The sequence below is a fragment of the Hydrogenophaga sp. genome (genome assembly GCF_030373245.1).
Classification (GTDB): Bacteria; Pseudomonadota; Gammaproteobacteria; order Burkholderiales; family Burkholderiaceae_C; genus Hydrogenophaga.
Map to the genome: position 1 here is coordinate 474,320 of NZ_JAUCZF010000001.1, position 23,036 is coordinate 497,355.

Consider the following 23,036-nt stretch of genomic DNA (forward strand, 5'->3'; position numbering starts at 1 on the left):
CCTCAGGATACCGGTTTGAACAGCTTGAGCCACTTGACCGCCGGCAAACCCCAGCGCAACTGCACCGCCTCGGCGCGCGCCAGCAGCTGCATGCGAGTGGGGCGCTCGGGCGTGCGCTGCGCCAGCACGATGGTGTTGCCTTCGCGCGTGGGCTTGAAGGCCCAAAGCGCGTCTTCGCCAAACGCGGTGGCCATGCTTTGCAGCGAACGCTCATAGCTGGCGTCGCGGCCAAAGAGGTTCACGGTCATCAGCCCATCGTCGCTCAGCACCGAGCGGCAGTCGACGTAGAAGTCAGGGCTATCGAGCACGGGCGCCGCCGCTTCGTGGTCATAGAGGTCAACCTGCAAGGCGTCGATGCGGCCCGTGTGCTCGGGCTTTCGAACCTCCTCTGCCGCATCGGCCAGCACCACACGCAGGCGCGGGCCGTCGGCCGGCAACTTGAACCAGCCGCGGCAAGCGGCCAGCACCTGCGGGTTGATTTCCACCGCTGTGGTATCCATTCGGCAGGCCTTGAAACAAAACTTGGTGAGCGCCGCAGAGCCCAGCCCGAGCTGCATGGCGCGGCGCTTGGGCACCGAGTCGGGCTCGACAAACAGCAGCCAGGCCATCATGCGCTGAACATAGTCGAGTTCAATGACAAAGGGCGCGTCGATCAGCATCGAGCCCTGAATCCATTCGGTGCCGAGGTGGAGAAAGCGGACCTCGCCATCTTCTGAAAGGGTCACCTCGGGCAGGGTCTGCGGACCGCTGCGCCGCCGAGCTGCCGCGTTGGCGCCAGCCTTCACGCTGCCGCCTGTCTATGGCATGAATGCAACATTCGCGGGTACAACCCCACGATTGACGCATCGCATCGTAGAGCAGCTGAGCGAGCGCATCCGATAGCAGCAGACAGAGACATAGAGTTGAACGTCACCATGAAAGGCTGAATTATGAACACCGAAGTGATCTTGAACTTTCTGACCACCCAGGGCGCCGACTTCGCGCTCAAGATCGTAGGGGCCATCGTCGCCTGGATCATCGGCCGCTGGCTCATCGGGCTGGCGACAAGGCTGATGGGCAAGGCCCTGGAGCGCGCCAACAAGCTGGATGCCACGCTGATCACCTACCTCAAGTCCATCGTCTCGGTGGGCCTGACGGTGGTCCTCATCCTGTCCATTCTGGGCATCTTCGGTGTCCAGACGACCTCCTTCGCAGCTTTGCTGGCTGGCGCAGGCCTGGCCATCGGCGCGGCCTGGAGCGGCATGCTCGGCAACTTTGCCGCCGGCCTGTTCCTGCAGGTGTTGCGCCCTTACAAAGTGGGAGACTTCATCAACGCCGGTGGCACACTGGGCACGGTCAAGGAACTTGGCCTGTTCGCCACCACTGTGCTCACGCCCGACAACGTGCTGACCGTGGTGGGCAACAACAAGGTGTTTGGCGACAACATCCAGAACTTCAGTGCCGAGCCCTTCCGGCGCGTGGACTGTGTGGCCAAGGTCGCCAACAGCGTGGATGTGCAAGACGCCATGGCGCGCCTGCGCCCGGCGATCGCTGCCATCCCCAACGTGCGCACCGACCCAGCCCCCGACATCGAAATCCTGGAGTTCACGCCCGAAGGCCCCAAGCTCTGCGTGCGGCCTTACACCCACACAGACCACTACTGGCAGGTCTACTTCGACACCCACAAAGCCATCGTCAACACCTTTGGTGCGGCCGGCTACCCTGTGCCAGAGACGCCAGTGGCACACCGGACGGTGTAACCCCCACCGCGCCGCGCTTCGCACGTCACCCTCACGGGTGGCGGCGCTGGCGGCCTGGGTCATCTGCAGTTCCTGCTCTTACTGCCATTACTGCTGCTTCTGGTGCCCCTGCAACGCCTGCGGCTTCGAGCACCGTTCGCCAAGCGTGAAGCTTTCGCTCTAAAGACCAGCTCGCGTTGGCGGGGCTGGTCGAGGGTAGTTTGTGAACGGGAAGACCCAGCGCCTGCGTGTGGCGCGCGTGCCTGAAGCTCTCGCCGCCGTTGTGCGCGATGGCCTGCAGCAGCGGGCATTCGCGCAGCACACGCGCGAAGTCGTTGAGTTCGGCGCGGCGAATGGCGGTGTCCAGGCTGCCCTCGCGCTCGCAGGCCCGGTACACATCCCAGATGCCCAGCCCGTGTGCCTGCGCAGCTTCGATGCGCTGCGCATAGGGCAAGGCCATCAGGTCCTGCGACCAGAGCGCACCCAGGATCTTCCAGAACGCATTTTGCGGATGCCCGTAGTACTGCTGCGCGCGCAGCGACGCCACACCCGGGAAACTGCCGAGCACCAGCAGGCGCGTGTTTGCGTCCAGCACCGGAGGCAAACCGAACAGTCGCGTCATCTCAGCCCGCCTGGGCCAGCAAGGCCGTCAGACGCGGCAAGGCCGCGCAGGCGTTGGCGCGGGTGGCTCGCGCCAGCTCATGCGGGTCCATGCCGCGCAGACCCGCCACCACTTCAGCGATGCGCGGCAACTCGGCCGGCGTGTTGAGCCCTTGCGCCCGACCTGCCGCGCGCTCGGCGGCGGTGGCGTACAGCCACTGCGGCGGGATGTCGGGCGCGTCGGTTTCCAGCACCAGCGCCGACAGCGACAGATCCACCGCCATTTGACGCAGCTTCAAGGCGGGCTCGAAGGTCACTGCACCGCCAAATCCCAGCTTGAAACCGAGGTCAATGAAGGCCTGCGCCTGCTGGGCGCTGCCGTTGAAGGCGTGCGCGATGCCACTCCCGGTAGGCAGCTCGCGAATGTGCTTAAGCAGCACATCGGCACTGCGGCGCACGTGCAGGATCACCGGCAGCCGGTGCTTGCGCGCCAGGCGCAACTGCTCGCGGTAGAAAAACGTCTGGCGCTCGCGCATCGCAGGTTCGCACAACGTTGGCACAAAGAAGTCCAGCCCAATCTCGCCCACCGCCACCAGGCGCGGATCGTCGCGGTGTTCGCTGAGCGCGGAGTCGAGCGCCAGCAGATCGTCTTCTTTCGCCTGCGGCACGAACAAAGGGTGAATACCCAGCGCGTAGGCATCACCCAGGCGGTGCGCCAGGCGACGCACAACATCGAAGTTGGCGCGTGCTACCGCAGGGATCACGCACAGCTCCACCCCCAGGCTGGTAGCGCGCTCACGGGCCTGTACGGCCAGCGTTTGATCGGGGCCGAACTCGGGCGCGTCAAGGTGACAATGGGTATCGATCCACATCCTCCCCATTGTGCCCAGGGGTGGTGTGCTCGCGCTGCATGTCATCTCCCAACCCTGCTTCAGGAAGCGTTTCATGACCCTCGCAAACCCATGGCCGTTGTCTCGACGCCGCCAGGCGCTGCTTTGCCTGGCCCTACCGCTGCTGGGTCTGGCCAGCTGTGCCATGCCCAGAATTCCCACTGCCGAGGCGCTTTGGGGAACCGAATGGCGCCTGGAGATGCTGGGAGGTGAGCCGGTGTTGGCCACGGCACCGGCCACGCTGGCGTTTCCCGAGGCGGGGCGCGTGGCCGGCCTTGGCACCTGCAACCGGTTCTTTGGCGCGGTCAGCCTCTCGGGTGAGCGCGTGCGCTTCGACCAGCTGGGCGCAACCCGGATGGCCTGCCAGCCCGACGCCATGGAACAGGAAAGCCGCTACCTCGCCGCGCTCCTGCAGGCGCAGCGCATGCAGCGTCAGGGCGACACCCTGACGCTGCATCTGGCGGGCGGCGAGCCACCGTTGCGGTTCGTGCGCGTGAAGTGAGCGCAGCGGCGCAAGCTGCAGAGCGGCTCAGCCTGCGCTCAGTACGCCCGCTGTCAGGCGCAAGACACGGCTGCAGCGCGCAGCCAGTGATTCGTCGTGCGTGACGACGATGAACGCCGTGCCCTGGTCGCGGGCCAGTTCCAGCATGAGCGCGAACACGCCGTCGGCGGTGCTGCGGTCCAGGTTGCCGGTGGGCTCGTCGGCCAGCACGCAGGCGGGCTTCGTGACCAGGGCGCGCGCGATCGCCACGCGCTGGCGCTCGCCACCCGAGAGCTCGGCGGGCCGGTGGTGCAGCCGTTCACCCAGACCCACGCGGGCCAGCACCTTGGCAGCCTGCTCGCTGGCCTGGGCACGCGGCTGGCGGCGGATCCACAGCGGCATGGCCACGTTGTCGCGCGCGCTGAACTCGGGCAGCAGGTGGTGGAACTGGTAGACAAAACCGAGGTGCTGGTTGCGCAACACGCCCTGGCTCGACGCATTGAGACCGTCCAGCCGCTGGCCCATCAGGGTCACATGGCCACTGGTGGGGGCGTCCAGCCCACCCAGCAGGTGAAGCAAGGTGCTCTTGCCCGAGCCCGACGCGCCGACGATGGCCACGGTTTCGCCCGCGCGCACGATGAGGTCGACACCCTGCAAGACGGTCACATCCAGCCGGCCTTCGGTGAAGCGCTTGGTCAGGCCTTGGGCCTGGAGAACAACATCGGTCATACGGATTTCGCAGTCGCGCAGCGGCGCAGCGTGGGGGTGAGGATTTCCCGCCGGGCCGCCCCAAGGGAAATCAGCCCCCTCGGGGGGCAGCGACCCGCGCAGCGGCGGAGCGTGGGGGCCTCATTCATATCTCAACGCTTCGGCTGGGTTCACGCGACTCGCGCGCCAGCTCGGGTAAATCGTGGCCACGAACGACAGCACCAGGGAAATGATGGCCACCGGCAGGATGTCGGTGCGCTGGGGATCGCTGGGCATGCGGCTGATGAGATAGACATCCTGCGGCAGGAAGCTTGCTCCGAGCATCCGCTCCAGCGCTGGCACCAGGGTATCGATATTGAAGGCCACGCCCAGGCCGAGCAGCAGGCCCAGCCCGGTGCCGATCACGCCCACCATCGCGCCCTGCACCATGAACACACCCATGATGCTGCGCGGGCTGGCGCCCAGGGTGCGCAGGATGGCGATGTCGGCGCGCTTGTCGGTGACCGTCATGACCAGCGTGGACACCAGGTTGAACGCGGCCACCGCCACGATCAGCGTGAGGATGATGAACATCATGCGTTTTTCGAGCTGCACGGCGGCGAACCAGGTGCGGTTCTGGCGCGTCCAGTCGCGCACCAGCAGACCGGGGTCGAGGTCGGCGGCGATCGAGATCGCGACCTCGCGCGCGGCGTGCAAATCCTTGATCTTGATGCGCACGCCGGTCGGCCCTTCCACCCGGAAGATGCGCGCGGCGTCGTCCTGGTGCAGCAGCGCCAGCGCCGAGTCGTATTCGAAGTGACCGGAGTCGAAGGTGCCCACCACCGTCATGCTGCGGATGCGCGGCACCACGCCAGCCGGTGTGACCTGGCCGCTGGGCGCGATCAGCGTCACCGTGTCGCCCGGGATGACGCCCAGGCTGCGCGCCAGTTCGCCGCCAAGGATGATGTTGAATGCGCCGGGCGCCAGCTGGGGCAGCAGCGTGGGCGCCATCTCGCGCACCAGGTCGGTCACGCGCGGCTCCAGTGCGGGGTCGATACCGCGCACCAGCGCGCCCTTCATATCTTCCCCGCGCGCAATCAGCGCCTGCGCGCCGACGAAGGGCGCGGCGCCCAGCACCTCGGGATGGCGCTCGATGGTGGCCAGCGTCGTCGCCAGGTTGGGAATGGCCTGCCCGCCCGGTTCAAACACTTCGATGTGCGAGAGCACGCCCAGCATGCGGTCGCGGACCTCCTTCTGGAAGCCGTTCATCACCGAGAGCACGATGATGAGCGCCGCCACGCCCAGCGCAATGCCCAGCATGGACACGCCCGAGATGAAGGAGATGAAGCCGTTGCGCCGGGTGGCGCGGCCGGCGCGGGTGTAGCGCCAGCCGAGAATGAGTTCGTAGGGAGTTTGCATAAATGGGGTTGAGCCAAGAGATTGTGGCATCCCCGACAATCGCGTCATGCCCGCTTCCCACCCAGCACCTGAGTCCGCTCACCACCTGCTGGTTCCCTTCGCCACCGCCAGCGCGCCTGAATGCCGCGCCCTGCTCAGCGGTCTGGCCCTGCCCGGTCTGACCGCCCTGCTGGCCGAACTGACGCAAGTAGCCAGTGAAATCGGTGACGATCAGCACCTGGATGCACCGCACGAGCGTGCGCTCGCGCTGGCCATAGGCCTGCAGGCTTCCGGCGAGGCTCGCCCAGGACGTTATCCCTGGGCCGCTGCGGCCAGCGAGCAGCCACTGCAGCCTCAAGCCTGGTTCACGCCCAGCCACTTCCAGGTCGGCATGGATCAGGTCACGCTGCTGCCAGGCGACCGGCTGGCTTTGGCGGATACCGATGCGCGCCCGCTGTTCGACGCGCTCGCGCCCTTTGCTGCGGAAGACGGCATTGAGCTGCTCTACGAATCGGCCACCCGCTGGCGCGCCACCGGTGAGCCGCTGCGCGAGCTGGCGTGCGCCAGCCTGGACCGCGTCAGCGGCCGATCGGTGGCCGACTGGACGCCCGCCCAGGGGCGCCACCCCCTCATCACCCGTCTGCAAAGCGAAGCGCAGATGCTGTTCTACACCCACCCGGTGAACGACCGCCGCGAGGCCGCGCGCCAGCCCATCGTGAACGGGTTCTGGGTACACGGCGCAGGCGCGCTCTCGCAACCCATCGCGAAGCCCCATTGGCCCACGCAACCCGATGCGCTGCGCCAAGCCGCTTTGCTCGGCGACTGGGCCAGCTGGCAGCGCGCCTGGGAGGCGCTGGACAGCGGCCCCATCGCCGAACTGCTGGCGCGCGCGCGCGCCGGCGAGCCCGTCACCCTCACCCTGTGCGGCGAACGCGGCTGGACGCAATGGGCCTGGCGACCGCGCAGCCTGGGTCAGCGCGTCCGCCTTGTCATGCAGTGGCTGGGCGGTGCACCGTCCGCCTGGAAACACCTTGAACCCCTGTGAATCAAGTCTCATGAAAATCATCACCCGAGATGTCCCCCCGCGCGCGGCCTGGGCGCTTGAGCAAGGCGGCGTGCACCCGTTGCTGGCGCGCCTGTTTGCGGCGCGCGGCATCACCGCCAAAGAACAGCTCGACGACGCGCTGTCGCTGCTGCTGCCGCCCGCGTCCATGAAAGGCGCGGCAGAAGCTGCCCGAGCGCTGGCCGAGGCCGTGACCGCGAACAAAACCGTCTGCATCGTGGCCGACTACGACTGCGACGGCGCCACCGCCTGCGCCGTGGGCGTGCGTGGCCTGCGACTGCTGGGAGCGCCCCTGGGCTTTGACCGGGTGCGCTACCTGGTACCCGACCGCGTCACCGACGGTTACGGCCTCACGCCCTCGATCGCGCAGCGCGTCAAGGCCAGCGGCGCCGACGTGCTGGTCACTGTGGACAACGGCATCGCCAGCCTCGCTGGTGTGAGCGCTGCGCGTGAGCTCGGCCTGCAAGTCATCGTGACCGACCACCACCTGCCCGCGCTGCAAGACGGCGCGGTGGTTGTGCCCGAGGACTGCATCATCGTCAACCCGAACCAGCCCGGCTGCGACTTCGAGAGCAAGAGCATCGCCGGTGTGGGCGTGATGTTTTATGTGTTGCTCGCGCTGCGCGCCGAGTTGCGCGAGCGCGCTGTGTTCGATCTGAAAACTCAACCCAAAATCGACGCACTGCTTCCTTTGGTGGCACTGGGCACCGTGGCCGATGTGGTGAAGCTCGACGCCAACAACCGCCGACTGGTGGCCCAAGGCCTGAAGCGGGTGCGCGTCGGCGCCATGCCGCCCGGCATGAGGGCCTTGTTCAACGTGGCCGCGCGCCGGCCCGAGATGGCAACCAGCTTCGACTTCGGCTTTGCGCTCGGCCCGCGCCTGAACGCCGCGGGCCGCCTGGCCGACATGACGCTGGGCATCGAGTGCCTGATCACGGACGACGCGCTGCGCGCCGACGAGCTGGCCCGCACGCTCGACGGCATCAACCGCGAGCGCAAGGCCATCGAGGGCGACATGCGCGAGCAGGCACTGGCGCTGGCCGAAGACCTGTTCGACGCCTCAGAAGAGCCACCGCCAGCGGTCACCGTCTTCGACCCCGATTTCCACGAAGGCGTGGTCGGCATCGTGGCCTCGCGCCTCAAGGACAAGCTGCACCGCCCCACCTTCGTCTTCGCCGCCAGCCGCGCCGAGGGCAAGGAACACGAGCTCAAGGGCTCGGGTCGCTCGATCCCCGGCTTCCACCTGCGCGATGCGCTCGATCTGGTGGCCAAACGCCACCCGGGCGTGCTGCTGCGATTCGGTGGCCACGCCATGGCCGCGGGCTGCACCATCGAAGAAGAGCACCTGGAGACTTTCGAAGCTGCCCTGCAGCAGGTGGCCCACGAATGGCTGGACGCGGCCACGCTCCAGCGCCGACTGGAGGCCGATGGCGTGCTCGACAAGCAGTACCGCCGAACCGATCTGGTCGACACCCTGCACAAGGAGGTCTGGGGCCAGGGCTTTGCGCCACCGGTGTTCTGCGAAGAGCTGCAGATCGTCAGCCAGCGCCTGGTCGGCGAGAAACACCTGGCCTTGAAGATGAAGCACCAGGGCGAGCCGGTCGACGGCATCTGGTTTGGCCATACCGATCCCTTGCCCGAGCGCGTCAGGCTCGCTTTCCGGCTCGACGCAGATGAGTGGCAGGGTCAGCGACGGGTGCGGTTTCTGGTGGAAGCTGCGGAGATTTAGTTGCCCCCCGCGCCGGCTTCGCCGTCACCCCCAGGGGGCGGCACTGGCGGCCTGGCAAAGCCAGTTCCGCGGTGCCCTTGAAAGGCTTCCCTTCGATTCACGAGGCTGGTTTCCGGCGCGCAATGTCTCAGCTCAGAACGCCGCCGATCCGGCTCTGCCGGTCGGCCAGCGTTGCCCCCTGGGGGGTGACGCCGCAGGCGGCGCGGGGGGTCACTACTTCAGGTCATCAACGCTTCCCGCACCGCCGCCAGTTGCCGCCGTGAGACAGCGAGCCGCTCGTCCACGCCATCGAGCCGCACGGTCCAGCCCTCGCCTTCCACCGGGTCGTTGTGCTTCTCCACCGCGCGCACGGCGCGGCGGGCCACCAGGGCGTTGCGGTGCACCCGCACAAACAGGTGGGCGTAGCGCTGCTCCAGGTCATTCAGAGCGCCGTCGTAGATGTGTTCCTTGTCGGCGGTGCGCACGGTGATGTACTTGAGTTCGGCCTTGAGGTAGACCACTTCCGTCAGGGCCACACGCTCGCTGCGACCGCGTTCCTGGATGATGAGGTGCTCAGTGGCACCGCCGGTGTCGGTGCCGCTTTCGGATGCACTGCGGGCCCGCTGCACCTTTTGCAGCGCCTGCTGCAGGCGCTCGCGGCGCACGGGCTTGGTGAGGTAGTCGATCGCCTCCAGCTCGAACGCTTCGACCGCATGTTCCGCGTAGGCGGTGACGAACACGATGGAAGGCGGCGCGCCCATTTCGCGCAGACGGCTGGCGAGCTGCACACCGTCCACTCCCGGCATGCGCACGTCGAGCAGGATCAGGTCACAGGCCGTGCGCTGCATCTGTTCCACCGCCTGCACCGCATTGGCCGCCTCGGCCACCACGTCGGCACGCGGTTCGGTGCATTCGCTCAGCAGTGTGCGCAAGCGGCTTCGCGCGTGCGCTTCGTCGTCAACGATCAATACCCTCAGTGTCATACCGTGCTCCGTTGCCGTCTTACATGCACCTTATACCGGGATTTCCAGGCGCACCTGGAAAACATCCTTGACCAGCGCGCTCTGAAAACGCCCCTGCACATCGTGCAGCAAGGTCAGCCGCTGGCGCACATTGTCCAGCGCCAGCCCGTGGCCGCGCCGTCCGCTGCCCGCAGGCACGGTGTTGGTCACCTTGATGATCACCACGCCGCCGCGCCGTTTGGTGCTGATGCGCACCATGGCGCCGCCCGGGCTGGGCTCGACACCGTGCTTGACCGCGTTTTCCACCAGCGGCTGCAAGATCAGCGGCGGCAGCTTGGCCCGCGACGCGGCCTCATCCACGCTCCACTCCACCTTGAGCCGATCGCCAAAGCGCACCTGCTCGATCGCCAGGTAGTGCTCGGCCAGCTCCAGCTCCTGCCACAGCGGCACGGATTCCTGGGTATCGGCCAGTGCGTGGCGAAACAGCTCGCTCAGGTCTTCGAGCAGGCTCTCGGCCTTGGCAGGCTCCTCGCGCACCAGGGCGATCGCGGTGTTGAGCGTGTTGAACAAAAAGTGCGGTCGGATGCGGGCCTGGAGCTCGGCCAGCTGCGCCGTGGTGCCGGCAGGCATGCGCGCCTTGGCGCGCCAGACCAGCGCCGCCACCAGCACCGCAGCCAGCAGGGCCCCCGCGGCCGAACTCGCCAGCCAGGGCGCCGGGTCGACCAGGCCCATCCAGCTCAGCAGGCCACACCCGTACAACCCCGCCAGCAGACCCAGGCCAATGCCCACCGCCCACTGCGCCGGCAGCGGCAGCCGGCTGATGGGCTTTTTCACCGCGCAAGCACTCAGCAGCCAGGCCAGCGTGGCGGGCAGCGCGGCGCCGGTCAGCACCGCCATCTGCGTCAGCCAGCCCCAGGCGCTTGGCGCACCAAACAGCGCAGCCACCGCCACCACCGCCTGCACGAAGAGCACCGCGCGCAGGACCACGCCCACCTTGCAAGTGTCGAACACCAGCTCGCGCACCACCTGCGGCATGTCCGACAGCGGCAGGGCGCCAATCGTCGGGTGCAGGTCCTGGTAGCTCGATAAAATCTTCGAATCCTTCATGGCTGCACACTATAGGCGCACCGCGCCGCGCGTCCAGCCGCGTCGACGCACCTTGAAACACATCCCCTGGACCAAGGGGCCACTGACCGACGATTGCGCCGACCCGATCCTCACACACCCGCCTGACCCCGCGGCGCCGAATACCGATTCCAACATGAGCCACCCCAACCAATTCGACAAGAAATCCGAAGCCTGGTCCGCCTTGTTCTCCGAGCCCATGAGCGAGCTGGTCAAGCGCTACACCGCCAGTGTCTTCTTTGACAAACGCCTGTGGCTGGCCGACATCACCGGCAGCCTGGCCCACGCCGAGATGCTGGCCGCGCAGGGCATCATCGCCGCGAAGGACCGCGCCGACATCGAGCGCGGCATGGCGCAGATCCGCTCGGAAATCGAAGCCGGTACGTTCGAGTGGAAGCTCGACCTGGAAGACGTGCACCTGAACATCGAGGCGCGCCTGACCCAGCTGGTGGGCGACGCGGGCAAACGCCTGCACACCGGCCGCAGCCGCAACGACCAGGTCGCCACCGACGTGCGCCTGTGGCTGCGCGGCGAGATCGACCTGATTTCGGACCTGCTGACAGAACTGCAAAAGGCGCTGGTGGACGTGGCCGACAAAAACGTGGACGTGATCCTGCCCGGCTTCACCCACCTGCAGGTCGCCCAGCCGGTAAGCTTTGCCCACCAACTGCTGGCCTATGTGGAGATGTTCAGCCGCGACGCCGAGCGCATGGCCGACGTGCGCCGCCGCACCAACCGCCTGCCGCTGGGCTCGGCGGCCCTTGCAGGCACCACCTACCCGCTGGACCGCGAGCGCGTGGCGCGCACGCTGGGCATGGTCGATGAGCAAGGCAACCCACAGGTCTGCCAGAACAGCCTGGACGGCGTGAGCGACCGCGACTTCGCGATCGAATTCACCGCGGCTGCCTCGTTGTGCATGGTGCACATCAGCCGCTTCAGCGAAGAGCTGATTTTGTGGATGAGCCAGAACTTCGGCTTCGTGAAGATCGCCGACCGCTTCACCACCGGCAGTTCCATCATGCCGCAGAAGAAAAACCCCGACGTGCCCGAACTCGCGCGCGGCAAGACCGGTCGCGTGGTCGGCCACCTGATGGCGCTGATCACGCTCATGAAAGGGCAGCCACTGGCCTACAACAAGGACAACCAGGAAGACAAGGAGCCGCTGTTCGACACCGTGGACACCTTGAAGGACACACTGCGCATCTTTGCCGAAATGGTGGGCGGCCAGCTCAACCCGGCCACCGGGCAGAAGGAAGGCGGCATCACCGTCAACGCCATCGCTATGGAAGAGGCCGCCAAGAAGGGCTACGCCACCGCCACCGACCTGGCCGACTATCTGGTCAAGAAAGGCCTGCCCTTCCGCGACGCCCACGAAACCGTGGCCCACGCCGTCAAGGCTGCGCAGTCGCACCAGTGCGACCTGTCCGAGCTGCCGCTGGCGGTGCTGCAAGGCTTTCACGCCAGCATCGAAAAAGACGTGTACGAATGCCTGAGCCTGCGCGGCAGCCTAAACGCCCGTAACACCCTAGGGGGTACGGCACCGGTGCAGGTCAGGGCTCAGATCCAGCGCCACCGCCAGCGTCTGGCCTGAACCCCTCGCCGAGGCACGCAAACGGGACTGAAACCGCCCCTTTTCAGACTCAAGATCGGGCCCGGCGAGCCGATGACATGAGGAGAACCCAGGCTTGCCCTGCCCTGGTGCCCTTTTTGTAACTGGAGTCTCCGCGTGTCAACCCTCTACCTCTGGATCGCCCTGGTGTTTGCCGCCGCCTTGGGCTGGTGGGCCTGGCGGCGCCCGGCGTCGCGCCCGATGTCGGCTCCAGCCTCCACCCTGACCGCTTTTTCCCCCCAGCCCACCCGCGCACCCCGCGCCGCGCGCCCGATCCCCGCACCGCTTACGACCCAGGCCCCCGCTGCACCTGCCGAGCCAGTGCCTCCCGAGCTGGCCGCGCTGGTGTGGCGGCGCGAAGCCGATCTGGAGGCGCCGCGGCGCGCTACCTTGCTGGCCACCGTCAGCGGCATCCCCCGTCCGCCGGGCTCGCTGCAGCAGCTGCTCTCGCCCGAGTTTGTGGCCCGTGCCGGCTCGACCGAACTCAGCGAGCTCGTCATGGCCGAACCCCTGATCGCCGCCAAGGTGCTGGGCACGGTGAATGCGCCTTTTTACGGTCTGCACCGTCCAGTCAATGGCGTCGGTCAGGCCGTGACTTTTCTGGGCATGAACACGGTGCGCAACATCTGCCTGCAATACATGCTGGCCGAAGCGTTCAAACCGCGCCTGGCCTCTTCGCAGCGGGTGTTTGACGAGATCTGGAAAGCCAGCGCCATCGCAAGCGAACTCAGCGTTCGCCTGAGCAAGGCCTTGAACCTGCCCGACCAGGGCGGCCTGGCCACCCAGGTGGTGCTCGGCTTTGTCGGCCACCTCGCCACCGCCTCGCTCATGCCGCCCGCTGAGCTGGAGGGCTGGCTGACCCGCAACCGCGTGGAGCGCACCGAACACGAGCAGGCCCTAATGGACCTGAACGCCAGCGAAATCGGAAGCCTGCTGCTCCAGTCGTGGTCCTTGCCAGAGGCCCTCATCGACGAGGTGGGCGACATGAGCCGCCTGCTGGTCACGCCGGTGGCCAGCGTCGACCCGGCGCGCTTGCCGCGGCTGGCGCTGGGCTACCTGTGTGCGCGCCTGGGCGAGCGGCTGGCGCTGGGCCAGCAGACTGGGCTGGCCAACTACGACGCCGCGCAAGACATCGGCCCCGACACCCACCACCTGCGCAGCTGCCTCGCCCACCCCGCGCTTGCCGGCCTCAACGCCGCCCTGCAAGCGCCCGAGCTGCAAACCGCGCTGCAGCTGATGCTGAACAACGCACCCCGGGCGCAGTAAGCCGCTCGCCCGCGCTGGCCTTCGCAGCCGATGGCCAGGCTTCGCAAAGCGGCGTGGCCTTGCTGATCTGCATCGCATCTCAGAAAACTGCTGTGAGCAGGCCCTAAACTGCCCCCTCGATTCAAGAGGGCCGTTCCATGCAGGTGTTCACCCCCGAGGGCTGGCTGGAAAAGCTGCTGGCCGGCTTGCAACGCTTGTTGCTGCAGGCGCTGATCAAGCCGGTGTTTTCGCCACGCTTCTCGATCGGCTTTCAGCGCCGCTGGCTGTCGCTGCTCGCCAGGCTCTCGTTGCCGGTACCGCGCGCCGCGGTGGCCACAGCCGACCAGGTGGGCGGTGTGCCGGGCGAATGGCTGCGCCTGCGCAACAGCAGCAACACCACTCCACCCGCCGCCATCCTCTACCTGCACGGTGGTGCTTTCTGCATCGGCTCGCCGCGCACCCACCGCTCGCTCACCGCGCGCCTGAGCCTGGCCAGCGGCCTGCCGGTGTTCGCGCTCGACTACCGGCTCGCGCCCGAACACCCCTACCCCGCTGCTCTGGAGGATGCGCTCGCCGTCTTCCGTGCGCTGCGCACAGAAGGCCCGGTGATCGTCGGTGGCGACTCGGCCGGCGGCAGCCTGGCGCTGGCGCTGGCGATGGCCTTGCGCGACGCAGACGAGCCCGGACCCGCTTCGCTGCTGCTGCTCTCGCCTCTGGGCGATGCGGTCACGCCCGACCCGCTGCCGGTGCCGCCGCCCGGCGAAGCCATGCTGAGCACCGCCTGGGCGCAAGCCTGCGTGGACTTCTACCGCGGCCAGCACAGCGCCGCCGAGCCCGGCATCTCACCCCTGCGTGGCGACCTGAACGGCCTGCCACCCACGCTGATCCAGGCCGGCACCGACGAGCTGCTGCACGACCAGGCGCTGGCGCTGGAAACCGCCCTGGTGGCCGCTGGCGTGCACGTACGTTGCGAGATCACCCAGCACCGCTGGCACGTGTTCCAGCTGCACGGCGGCGTGCTCAAGAGCGCGGACGAGGCCATCTTGCGCCTGGCCAGCTTTGCCCATGCGCACCTGCCGCTCGAGGCGAACGGTACAGCCGAACACGAGATCGTCATCCTCGGTGCCGGTATGTCCGGCCTGTGCATGGCGATCCAGCTGCAGAAGGCCGGGATGCACAACTTCGTCATCCTGGAAAAACAGCCCGGCCTGGGCGGCACCTGGTGGGACAACACCTACCCCGGCGCGCATGTGGATGTGCCGTCGCCGGTCTATTCGTTTTCGTTCGCGCCCAACCCGGGCTGGACGCGCCGCTTCGCCTCAGCGCCCGAAATCCAGGCCTACATGCAGCAGCTCGCCGAGCGCCACGGCCTCACCGAGCGCATCCGCTTCAGCACCCGGCTGGCCGAGGCGCGTTTTGACGAAGCCAGCGGCCGCTGGCACTTCACCACCGAAGACGGGCGCCAGCTGCGCTCGCGCTTCTTCGTGTGCAGCACCGGCCCGCTCAACCAGCCGCGCTGGCCCGACATTCCCGGGCTGGACAGCTTCCAGGGCCGGCGCCTGCACTCCGCGCGATGGGACCACGCGGTGCCGCTGGCGGGCCAGCGCGTGGCCGTCATCGGCACTGGCTCCACCGCGTCGCAGCTTGTTGCCCCGGTGGCCGGGCGGGCCAAGCAACTGTTTGTATTCCAGCGCACGGCCAACTGGGTCATGCCGCGGCTGGACCGCCGCTACGGCGCGCTCGACCGCGCGCTGGCTCAGTTCACGCTGTACAACCGCATCACGCGCTGGAGCTGGATGCACCTCCTCGAATGGGGCCGTCGCGGCTTCGACGACGGCACGCTGGCGCGCAAGGGCATGCTCAAGACCGCTGCCGCGCACCGCAAGCGCCAGGTACCCAATGCCACGCTGCGCGCCCAGCTCACGCCCGACTACCCGCTGGGCTGCAAACGCATCATCTATTCCAACGACTTTTTCCCCGCGCTGGGCCAGCCACATGTGGAGCTGGTCACCACACCCATCGAGCGCTTCACCGAAACCGGCATCGTCACCACCGACGGCACCGAGCGCGAAATCGATGTGCTGGTCTGCGCCACCGGCTTCGACACCCAGCATCTGCTGTCCAGCATCACCGTCACCGGGCGCGGCGGACAGACGCTGTCGCAGGCCTGGCAGGCCGGCCCCGAGGCCTATCAGGGCGTGAGCGTGGCGGGCTTCCCCAACCTCTTTCTCATGCTCGGCCCCAACACCGCCACCGGCCACACCTCCACCTTGCTCTACATCGAGCCCGAGGTGCAACACGCCATCGCCTGCATGCAGGCGGTGCGCGCCGGCGGGTACCGCACCGTGGAGGTCACCCAGCAAGCCATGGTGGCCTACAACCGCGAACTGCAGTTGCGCCTGGATGGTTCGGTCTGGAGCCAGTGCCGCAGCTGGTACCGCATGGACAGCGGCAAGATCGTCGCCATCTTTCCCGGCTTCACCGCCGAGTACGTGAAGGCCGTGCGCCAGCCCGACTTCACCAGCTACCGCCTCGCTTGACGTGCGTCAAGCCCCACCGCCCCGCCCGCCGCTAAGCTCCCAGCCCATGCACACCGACAGCCCCACCGCCTCCTCAACAACCCTTTCAGCACCCGCCGCCAGCTTGGTGTGGACAGACCAGCTTCAAGTAGGCGATGCGCGCATGGACGAGACCCACGCCGAATTCGTCGACCAGCTCAACGCCCTGCTCGCCACCCCGGTGGACCAGCAACTGCCGCTGTACCGCGAATTCCTGGCGCACACGGTGGAGCACTTTGCGCAAGAGGAGCGCTGGATGCTGGCCACGGGTTTTGCCACCGACAACTGCCACGCCAGCCACCACGCCACCATCCTGGACACCATGCACGCGGTGATCCCGCTCTTCGAGAACGACGACCCGGAAATCATCACCCGGCTGGCCGAGGCGCTGGCCGAATGGTTCCCGCAACACGCCGCCAGCATGGACGCCGGCCTGGCCCAACACCTGCAGCAGGTGGGCTTCGACACCACCACCGAAACCCTGGCTGACCCTTCGGTGATCCGGCCCGCGAGCATGAGCGGGTGCGGCAGCGTGAGCTGCAGCTGACAGCACGGGTAGGTGTTGCTGCCGCCGCTGATGAGCAGTCCCTTGCTGCGGTCCTTGAGGTCGAGGACGATGTCGGCGTCGAGTACGCCCTTGTTCCCCGGTCTACTGCCAGTTCATCCCACCCCTGGCGCCAGCCAAGCGCGCAGATAGGGCTGCAACCGGGCCTTCATGGACTTGTCTTTGTGCAAGGCGCAGAAGTTCAGCGCCAGGGTCTGCACCAGAAAAGCTTCCACGCCCTCGACCAGGATCTCGAGCGGCACGTCTTTGCGAAACGCTCCCTGGGCCAGCCACTGGCCCATGAGTTCGGCCAGCCGGCCGAAGGTGCTGGCAATGGGGCCGATCTCTTCCACGGCCATCGCGCCCGAGCGGCGCAGGATGACGTCGAACACATAGCGCTCGGACGACATCAGCTCCACCAGCGGCATCAAGCGCCGGGCCAGCTGGTCGGCGTCACTCGGCGCGGGGCCGGCCGCCATGCGGTCGAGCAAGGTGTTGATGCGCTCGCCGACGAGCAGGTCCATCAGCTCGTCTTTGTCCTTGAAGTGCGCAAAGAACGTGCCTTTGGCCACGCCTGCGCGCTGCACAACCTCTTCGATGCGCAGGGCCTCGAAGCCTTTTTCGGCGGCGAGTTCGTCCGCCACCGAGGTCAGTCGGGAACGGGTTTCCAGGGTTCGCTGCTGGACGGCTTTTTTCATGGTGCCCGGGTGATCATAAACTGACCTCAGTCAATTTATATTGACCTTGGTCATTTTTTGACCTATAAATTTGACTCCGGTCAATTTTATAGGAACCACCGCCGTGAAACGCATCTTCATTCTCAACGGTCACCCGGCCGAACGCTCGCTGTCCCGCACCCTGGTGGAGGCCTATGCCGACGCCGCGCGCCAGGCCGGGCACGAGGTTCGCCTCACCCACCTGCACGATCTGCACTTCGATGCCGACTTCGGCTGGGTCAACTTCGAGCAGCCCAAGCCACTGGAGCCCGCGTTGGAGCAATTGCTGCAAGACCTGTCGTGGAGCGAACACTTCATGATGTCCACGCCCATGTGGTGGGGTGGGCTGCCCGCCAAGCTCAAGGGCCTGTTTGACCGGGCGCTGCTTCCCGGCCGGGCCTTCGACACCCGCAACAAGAGCCTGCTCGGCCTGCCGCTGCCGATGCTGACGGGGCGCAGCGCGCGCGTGGTGATCACCTCCGATACCCCGGGCTGGTTCATGCGGCTGGCCTACAAGAATGCCCTGATCTGGCAGCTGCGCCGGCAGATCCTGGAGTTCATCGGCCTCAAGCCCACCAGGCTGACGCACCTCGGGCCAGCCAGCGAGGCCAAGCCCGAACAGGTGAATCGCTGGGTGAAGCAGATCCAGGATTTGGGCACGCAGGCGGCCTGACGGGGCCAGGTCCCAGAGGGGATCAGACCCGCTCCCGCAACACCGTCTTCAACACCTTCCCATAGTTGTTCTTGGGCAGCGCCTCGACTAATTCGTAGCGTTTGGGCCGCTTGAAGCGGGCGATCTGGTCCAGGCAGAAGGCGTCGAGTGTCTTCGCATCCAGTTCCGCACCGGGCTGTGGCACCACGAAGGCCACGACGATTTCGCCCCACTCGGCATCGGGCGCGCCGACCACGGCCACCTCGGCCACGCCGGGGGCGTGCAGCAACACCTCTTCCACCTCGCGCGGGTAGATGTTGCTGCCGCCGCTGATGATCAGGTCCTTGCTGCGGTCCTTGAGGGTCAGGAAGCCGTCGACGTCGAGCGCACCCATATCGCCTGTCCAGAGCCAGCCGTTGCGGATGGCGGCGGCGGTGGCCTCGGGGTTGCGCCAGTAGCCGGCCATGACGCTGTCGCCCTGGATCAGCACTTCGCCCACCTCGCCCACAGGCAGTGGCAGGCCGTCCTGCCCCGCGACGCGGATGCGCACGGGCGTCTGCGCCACACCGACGGAGGCGATGCGCGCTTCAAAGCGCGGGTGCGCGGTGTCAACCAGTTGGGCACGGCCGAGGGCGGTGCCGGTCATGGGGCTTTCGCCCTGGCCGTAGATCTGCACGAAGCGCGGGCCCATGGTGCGCAGCGCGCGGCGGATGTCGGCGGCGTACATGGGCGCGCCGCCGTAGACGATGGTCTTGAAGCTTTGGCCGCACTGCTCGGACGTGAGGCCCTGCGCCTCGGCCTCGTCCACGATGCGATTGACGATGGTGGGCGCGGCAAAGAGCGAGAGCGGCCCGATCTGCCGGCCGAGGTCGAACAGTTCGGCCGCATCAAATCCACCCGAGGCCGGCACCACATGGCGCGCGCCTGCCATGAGGTGGGGAATGGCGTAGAGACCGGCGCCGTGCGACATGGGCGCGGCGTAGACGATGGCATCTTGTGGATCGACCTGATCGACGTCGTTGAAGTAGGTCAGCCCCATGGTCATCAGATTGCGGTGCGTGATCATCACGCCCTTGGGGCGGCCGGTGGTGCCGCTGGTGTAGAACAGCCAGGCGGTGTCGGTAGGCGCTCGCTCGGCCACGGCGGGCAGACCCGCGCCGTTTTCCAGCCAGGCGGTGCAGGCGGGTGAGTCGGCATCGATCACGCCGTCCAGCCCCGTCAGCGCTTCGGGGTCGGGCAGCACGTCGCCGGTCACGAAAGCCCAGCGCGCCTGGGCGTTGTCCACGATCCACTGCACCTCTTTAGGGTGCAGCTTGGCATTGACCGGCACCACCACCAGCCCGACCCACCAAGCGCCAAACAGCAGCTCCAGGTAACGCGGGTGGTTGCGCATGAAGAGCGCGACGCGGTCACCCGGCACCAGACCGGCGGTCAGAAAATGCGCACCCACTCGCGCAGCGCGCTCTGCCCACAGGCCGTGAGTGGCCACACACTGGCTGCCGCTGAAAAGAGCAGGCCGTGCGCGGTGCTGCTGCGCGGCGCGCTCCAGCAGGTGGGCGAGGTTCATGGGGTCTCCGTCGGGCGGTGTCGATCACTTGAGCTACTGTGACCTGATTTTCACAGGTCCGGCCGCTGTCGCTGACGGTCGTCAGGCTGCTTGGGGGTGTGCCCCACTACAGTGAGCGGCATGACCGACGCGCTGCCTCCCCTGATCGACGCCCTGCTGGACCCGGGTCGCTACGCCGGGCTGCAGCCAGACCCGGTGGACCAGGTGGAGCTGGTCGAGACGCACGGCGCCTGGGTGCTGCTAGCGGGCGAGTTTGCCTACAAGATCAAGAAGCCGGTGCGCTTTGCCTTCATGGATTTCAGCACCCTGGCGCTGCGCCATCGGGCCTGCGAGACCGAGATCCGGGTGAACCGGCGCTTCCAGTTGCCCGACCAGCCCGCCACCCATCTGTACCTGGGCGTGCGGCCCATCGTGGGCACGCCCAGCCAGCCGCGCTGGGGCGAGCCGGGCAGCTCAGACGACGCCCGCGCCATCGAGTTCGCGGTGCAGATGCGCCGTTTTGACGAAGCAGCCCGCCTGGACCACCTGTGCCAGCGCGGCGCGCTCGCGGCAGCTCACATCACCACGCTGGCGCGGCGCATGGCGGCGTTCCAGGCCGGCGTCGCCACCGCCGGCGCCGAGAGCCGCTGGGGCCATGCTGCAGCCGCCATGCGCTGGCCAAGAGACAACTTCAGCACACTGCGCACTGCGCTTGTCGATCCGGCCGATGCCGCCCTGCTGGAGGCGCTGTCGGCCTGGACCGAGCAGCGATTCAGCGCCATCGAGCCGCTGCTCTCGCGCCGCCGCCAGAAGGGTCGGGTGCGCGAGGGCCATGGCGATCTGCACCTGGCCAACGCGGTGCTGATCAACGGCGCAGTGCTGCCGTTTGACGCCATCGAATTCAACGACGAGCTGCGCTGGATCGATGTGGCCAACGACATGGCTTTTGCCTGGATGGACTTGTTGAACCACGGCCAACCCGGGCTGGCGAACCAGCTGCTGAGCGACTGGCTCGATGCCAGCGGCGATGTGTCGGCGCCCACCGTGTGGACCTTCTTCGCCTGCTACCGCGCCGGCGTGCGCGCCAAGGTGGCGGCGATCCGCCTGGGGCAGCTGGGCGGCGCCGGTGCTTCGCCCGAAGCCAACGCCAGCCTGGCCGAAGCGCGCCGCTACCTGGCACTGATGCAGGACATGGCCCACCCGCCCAGACCGCAACTCCTCATCACCCACGGCCTTTCGGGCAGCGGCAAAACCTGGGCATCGAGCCGCTGGCTGCAGGCCGAGCCCAGCGGTCGCGTGATCCGCCTGCGCTCGGACGTGGAACGCAAACGCCTGCATGGTTTGAGCGCGCTGGCCAGCAGCGGCTCAGGGCTGAACGCCGGCCTCTACAGTGCCCAGGCCCATGGCGAGACCTACGCTTCGCTGCTCTCGCGGGCGCGCATGCTGCTGGGCGAAGGCTGGACGGTGCTGGTGGATGCGGCCTTTCTGCGCCACGCCGAGCGCCAGGCTTTCGCAGCGCTGGCCCAGTCCATCGCATGTCCGTTTCACATCCTCGCACCCGAGGCCTCGGTCGCCGTGCTGCGCGAGCGCATCGCCGCGCGCCAGGCGAGTGGCGGCGATGCCTCTGAGGCCACGCTGAGCGTCCTGGAACAACAGCTGGGCTGGGTCGAACCGCTGAACGAGGCCGAGCGCGCCCAATGCTGGCCCACGCCAGACTGACGGCGACACCAAGAAATTTCAAACCCCTTCGGCGGGGTTTCACAAGCCAGCGGCGCCGGCTCTCGCTAACATCGTCGCAGATCGACACATTCCAACACCCCCGGAGACAAGCCACCATGTCCGTGATCACCACCGTTGAAGACCTGCGCGTCCTGGCGAAAAAGCGCGTGCCGCGCATGTTTTACGACTACGCCGATTCCGGCTCCTGGACGGAGGGCACCTACCGCGCCAACAGCGAAGACTTCCAGAAGATCAAGCTGCGCCAGCGCGTGGCGGTCAACATGGAAAACCGCAGCACCGCCACCGAGATGGTTGGACAGGCCGTGAAGATGCCGGTGTGCATTGCGCCCGTGGGTTTGACCGGCATGCAAAGCGCAGACGGAGAAATCAAGGCAGCAAAAGCGGCCGAGCGCTTCGGCATTCCTTTCACGCTCTCGACCATGAGCATCTGCTCGATTGAAGACGTGGCCGAGCACACCACGGCGCCGTTCTGGTTCCAGCTCTACATGATGCGTGACCGCGAAGCGATGGCGCGCATGATCGAGCGCTGCAAGGTCGCCAAGTGCAGCGCGCTGGTGCTCACGCTTGACCTGCAGGTGATTGGCCAGCGCCACAAAGACCTGAAAAACAAGATGCGCGCGTCGGTGATCCCGTCGCTCGGCAACATGGTCGACATTGCCACCAAGCCGCGCTGGGTGCTGGGCATGATGGGCACGCGCCGACACACCTTCCGCAACCTGGTCGGCCACGTCAAAGGCGTGAGCGACATGGCCTCGCTCGCCTCCTGGACCAACGAACAGTTCGACCCCCGCCTGTCATGGGAAGACGTGGCCTGGGTGAAGCAGCAGTGGGGCGGTAAATTCATTCTCAAGGGCATCATGGACGTGGAAGACGCCAAGCTGGCTGTGGCCAGCGGGGCCGATGCCATCGTGGTCAGCAACCACGGCGGCCGCCAGCTCGACGGCGCGCCCAGCAGCATCGATGCGCTGCCCGCCATCGTGGCTGCGGTGGGCGATCAGATCGAGGTCTGGATGGACGGCGGCATCCGCAGCGGCCAAGACGTGCTCAAGGCCTGGGCTCTAGGCGCGCGCGGCACCATGATCGGGCGCGCCATGGTTTACGGCCTGGGCGCCATGGGGGAAGAAGGCGTGTTGAAAGCGCTGCAGATCATCCACAAGGAGCTGGACGTGACCATGGCGTTTTGCGGCCACACCGACATCCGCACGGTGGACAAAGGCATACTCCTCCCCGGTACCTACCCAACCTGATGCTTTGCCCCTGACCTGCCCCCGATGACCGAGACCTCTGTTCCCCGCGATCGCCGCGTCAGCCCGTGGTGGCGCGCCCTGTCCATCCTGCTGTTGATCGCCCTGCTGCTGGGCTGGGCCACCAGCGCCAGCATGACCGAGCAACTCAAAGCCCAGATCACCCACCTGCAGGGTCGGCTGGTCCAGGTACCGCAGGTGCGGCAGGTGGCGGTGCTCTTGGATGATCAACAACGGCCCGCCATGCTGGTCACGCACGACCCGCAACAGGGCAAGCTGTTGCTGCAGCGGCTCAATGAAGTGCGCGAAGGGCGTGAAGACAGCATGCAGCTCTGGGCCCTGGCTGGTGAAGATGCCCCGCGCTCGCTCGGCGTGATCACCAGCAAGTACCAGACGCTGGAAATGCCGGTGGCCGAGACAGACCTCAAGCACGTGACGCAACTCGCGATCAGCGCCGAAAACAAGGGTGGCGTACCCGCCGGCGCCGGCCCCAGTCTGCCCTGGCTGTTCAAGGGCTGGTGGGTGCAGAAATCGATCTGAGCAGCAGGGG

The 23,036-nt window shown here is 67.1% G+C and carries 21 protein-coding genes; 12 read left to right on the top strand and 9 right to left on the bottom strand.

Going from position 1 to position 23,036, the window contains the following annotated elements; all coding sequences use genetic code 11:
• Positions 1-2: 2 nt before the first annotated feature.
• Positions 3-785, bottom strand: a complete 783-nt coding sequence (locus QUV25_RS02330) for a spermidine synthase (RefSeq protein WP_300861009.1) — start codon at positions 783-785, stop codon at positions 3-5.
• Between the two features lie 144 nt (positions 786-929).
• Here QUV25_RS02330 and QUV25_RS02335 point away from each other — a divergent pair, with 144 nt between their 5' ends.
• Positions 930-1,739 carry a mechanosensitive ion channel family protein gene (locus tag QUV25_RS02335; RefSeq protein WP_300861010.1) on the top strand — a complete coding sequence of 270 codons (810 nt, stop codon included), beginning with the start codon at positions 930-932 and terminating at the stop codon, positions 1,737-1,739.
• A 31-nt stretch (positions 1,740-1,770) separates the two neighbouring features.
• Here the strand turns inward: QUV25_RS02335 and QUV25_RS02340 are convergent, their stop codons facing one another.
• Both QUV25_RS02340 and QUV25_RS02345 read right to left on the bottom strand, forming a co-directional pair.
• Complete coding sequence (locus QUV25_RS02340) at positions 1,771-2,340, bottom strand: DNA-deoxyinosine glycosylase (protein ID WP_300861011.1); 570 nt, start codon at positions 2,338-2,340, stop codon at positions 1,771-1,773.
• Position 2,341: 1 nt separating this feature from the next.
• Complete coding sequence (locus tag QUV25_RS02345) at positions 2,342-3,190, bottom strand: TatD family hydrolase (RefSeq protein ID WP_300861012.1); 849 nt, start codon at positions 3,188-3,190, stop codon at positions 2,342-2,344.
• 73 nt (positions 3,191-3,263) lie between these two features.
• Between QUV25_RS02345 and QUV25_RS02350 the strand changes: the two genes are divergently transcribed.
• Positions 3,264-3,710 (top strand): META domain-containing protein, encoded by a 447-nt coding sequence (locus QUV25_RS02350; protein ID WP_300861014.1) that lies wholly within the window; start codon positions 3,264-3,266, stop codon positions 3,708-3,710.
• Between the two features lie 27 nt (positions 3,711-3,737).
• On the opposite strand, the gene lolD is transcribed toward QUV25_RS02350, so the two are convergent.
• Entirely contained in the window at positions 3,738-4,418 is a 681-nt protein-coding gene (gene lolD, locus QUV25_RS02355) for a lipoprotein-releasing ABC transporter ATP-binding protein LolD (RefSeq protein WP_300861016.1), read from the bottom strand.
• A gap of 120 nt (positions 4,419-4,538) precedes the next feature.
• A complete protein-coding gene (locus tag QUV25_RS02360; protein ID WP_300861018.1) occupies positions 4,539-5,795 on the bottom strand; it encodes a lipoprotein-releasing ABC transporter permease subunit in 1,257 nt (418 codons plus the stop codon).
• A gap of 46 nt (positions 5,796-5,841) precedes the next feature.
• On the opposite strand from QUV25_RS02360, the gene QUV25_RS02365 reads away from it, so the two are divergent.
• Together QUV25_RS02365 and recJ are read left to right on the top strand one after the other, a co-directional pair.
• Positions 5,842-6,819 (top strand): phosphoglycerate mutase, encoded by a 978-nt coding sequence (locus QUV25_RS02365; protein WP_300861020.1) that lies wholly within the window; start codon positions 5,842-5,844, stop codon positions 6,817-6,819.
• A gap of 10 nt (positions 6,820-6,829) precedes the next feature.
• Positions 6,830-8,566, top strand: coding sequence for a single-stranded-DNA-specific exonuclease RecJ (gene recJ / locus QUV25_RS02370; protein WP_300861022.1), 1,737 nt, complete (start codon positions 6,830-6,832; stop codon positions 8,564-8,566).
• Between the two features lie 218 nt (positions 8,567-8,784).
• On the opposite strand, the gene QUV25_RS02375 is transcribed toward recJ, so the two are convergent.
• On the bottom strand, positions 8,785-9,528 hold the full coding sequence (locus tag QUV25_RS02375; RefSeq protein WP_300861023.1) for a LytTR family DNA-binding domain-containing protein: 744 nt from the start codon (positions 9,526-9,528) through the stop codon (positions 8,785-8,787).
• Between the two features lie 30 nt (positions 9,529-9,558).
• Positions 9,559-10,614 (bottom strand): sensor histidine kinase, encoded by a 1,056-nt coding sequence (locus QUV25_RS02380; protein WP_300861025.1) that lies wholly within the window; start codon positions 10,612-10,614, stop codon positions 9,559-9,561.
• A gap of 154 nt (positions 10,615-10,768) precedes the next feature.
• Here QUV25_RS02380 and argH point away from each other — a divergent pair, with 154 nt between their 5' ends.
• The 4 genes from argH to QUV25_RS02400 all read left to right on the top strand — a co-directional run bounded on the left by argH (position 10,769) and on the right by QUV25_RS02400 (position 16,591).
• The gene (gene argH, locus QUV25_RS02385) at positions 10,769-12,223 is read left to right on the top strand and encodes an argininosuccinate lyase (RefSeq protein ID WP_300861026.1); all 1,455 of its coding nucleotides are present in this window, start codon (positions 10,769-10,771) and stop codon (positions 12,221-12,223) included.
• A gap of 135 nt (positions 12,224-12,358) precedes the next feature.
• The gene (locus QUV25_RS02390) at positions 12,359-13,507 is read left to right on the top strand and encodes an HDOD domain-containing protein (RefSeq protein ID WP_300861028.1); all 1,149 of its coding nucleotides are present in this window, start codon (positions 12,359-12,361) and stop codon (positions 13,505-13,507) included.
• Positions 13,508-13,644: 137 nt separating this feature from the next.
• Positions 13,645-16,026, top strand: a complete 2,382-nt coding sequence (locus tag QUV25_RS02395; protein ID WP_300861030.1) for an alpha/beta hydrolase fold domain-containing protein — start codon at positions 13,645-13,647, stop codon at positions 16,024-16,026.
• Positions 16,027-16,072: 46 nt separating this feature from the next.
• A complete protein-coding gene (locus QUV25_RS02400; protein ID WP_300861031.1) occupies positions 16,073-16,591 on the top strand; it encodes a hemerythrin domain-containing protein in 519 nt (172 codons plus the stop codon).
• 113 nt (positions 16,592-16,704) lie between these two features.
• On the opposite strand, the gene QUV25_RS02405 is transcribed toward QUV25_RS02400, so the two are convergent.
• Positions 16,705-17,286 (bottom strand): TetR/AcrR family transcriptional regulator, encoded by a 582-nt coding sequence (locus QUV25_RS02405; protein ID WP_300861033.1) that lies wholly within the window; start codon positions 17,284-17,286, stop codon positions 16,705-16,707.
• Between the two features lie 103 nt (positions 17,287-17,389).
• Here QUV25_RS02405 and QUV25_RS02410 point away from each other — a divergent pair, with 103 nt between their 5' ends.
• Positions 17,390-17,977 (top strand): NAD(P)H-dependent oxidoreductase, encoded by a 588-nt coding sequence (locus tag QUV25_RS02410; RefSeq protein WP_300861035.1) that lies wholly within the window; start codon positions 17,390-17,392, stop codon positions 17,975-17,977.
• Between the two features lie 22 nt (positions 17,978-17,999).
• On the opposite strand, the gene QUV25_RS02415 is transcribed toward QUV25_RS02410, so the two are convergent.
• The gene (locus QUV25_RS02415) at positions 18,000-19,523 is read right to left on the bottom strand and encodes an AMP-binding protein (RefSeq protein ID WP_300861037.1); all 1,524 of its coding nucleotides are present in this window, start codon (positions 19,521-19,523) and stop codon (positions 18,000-18,002) included.
• Positions 19,524-19,643: 120 nt separating this feature from the next.
• Between QUV25_RS02415 and QUV25_RS02420 the strand changes: the two genes are divergently transcribed.
• From QUV25_RS02420 to QUV25_RS02430, 3 genes are all read left to right on the top strand, one after another.
• Positions 19,644-21,221 carry a bifunctional aminoglycoside phosphotransferase/ATP-binding protein gene (locus QUV25_RS02420; RefSeq protein ID WP_300861038.1) on the top strand — a complete coding sequence of 526 codons (1,578 nt, stop codon included), beginning with the start codon at positions 19,644-19,646 and terminating at the stop codon, positions 21,219-21,221.
• 116 nt (positions 21,222-21,337) lie between these two features.
• Positions 21,338-22,489 (top strand): alpha-hydroxy acid oxidase, encoded by a 1,152-nt coding sequence (locus QUV25_RS02425; RefSeq protein WP_300861039.1) that lies wholly within the window; start codon positions 21,338-21,340, stop codon positions 22,487-22,489.
• Positions 22,490-22,513: 24 nt separating this feature from the next.
• Positions 22,514-23,026, top strand: coding sequence for an anti-sigma factor (locus QUV25_RS02430; RefSeq protein ID WP_300861041.1), 513 nt, complete (start codon positions 22,514-22,516; stop codon positions 23,024-23,026).
• The last annotated feature ends 10 nt before the right edge of the window (positions 23,027-23,036 follow it).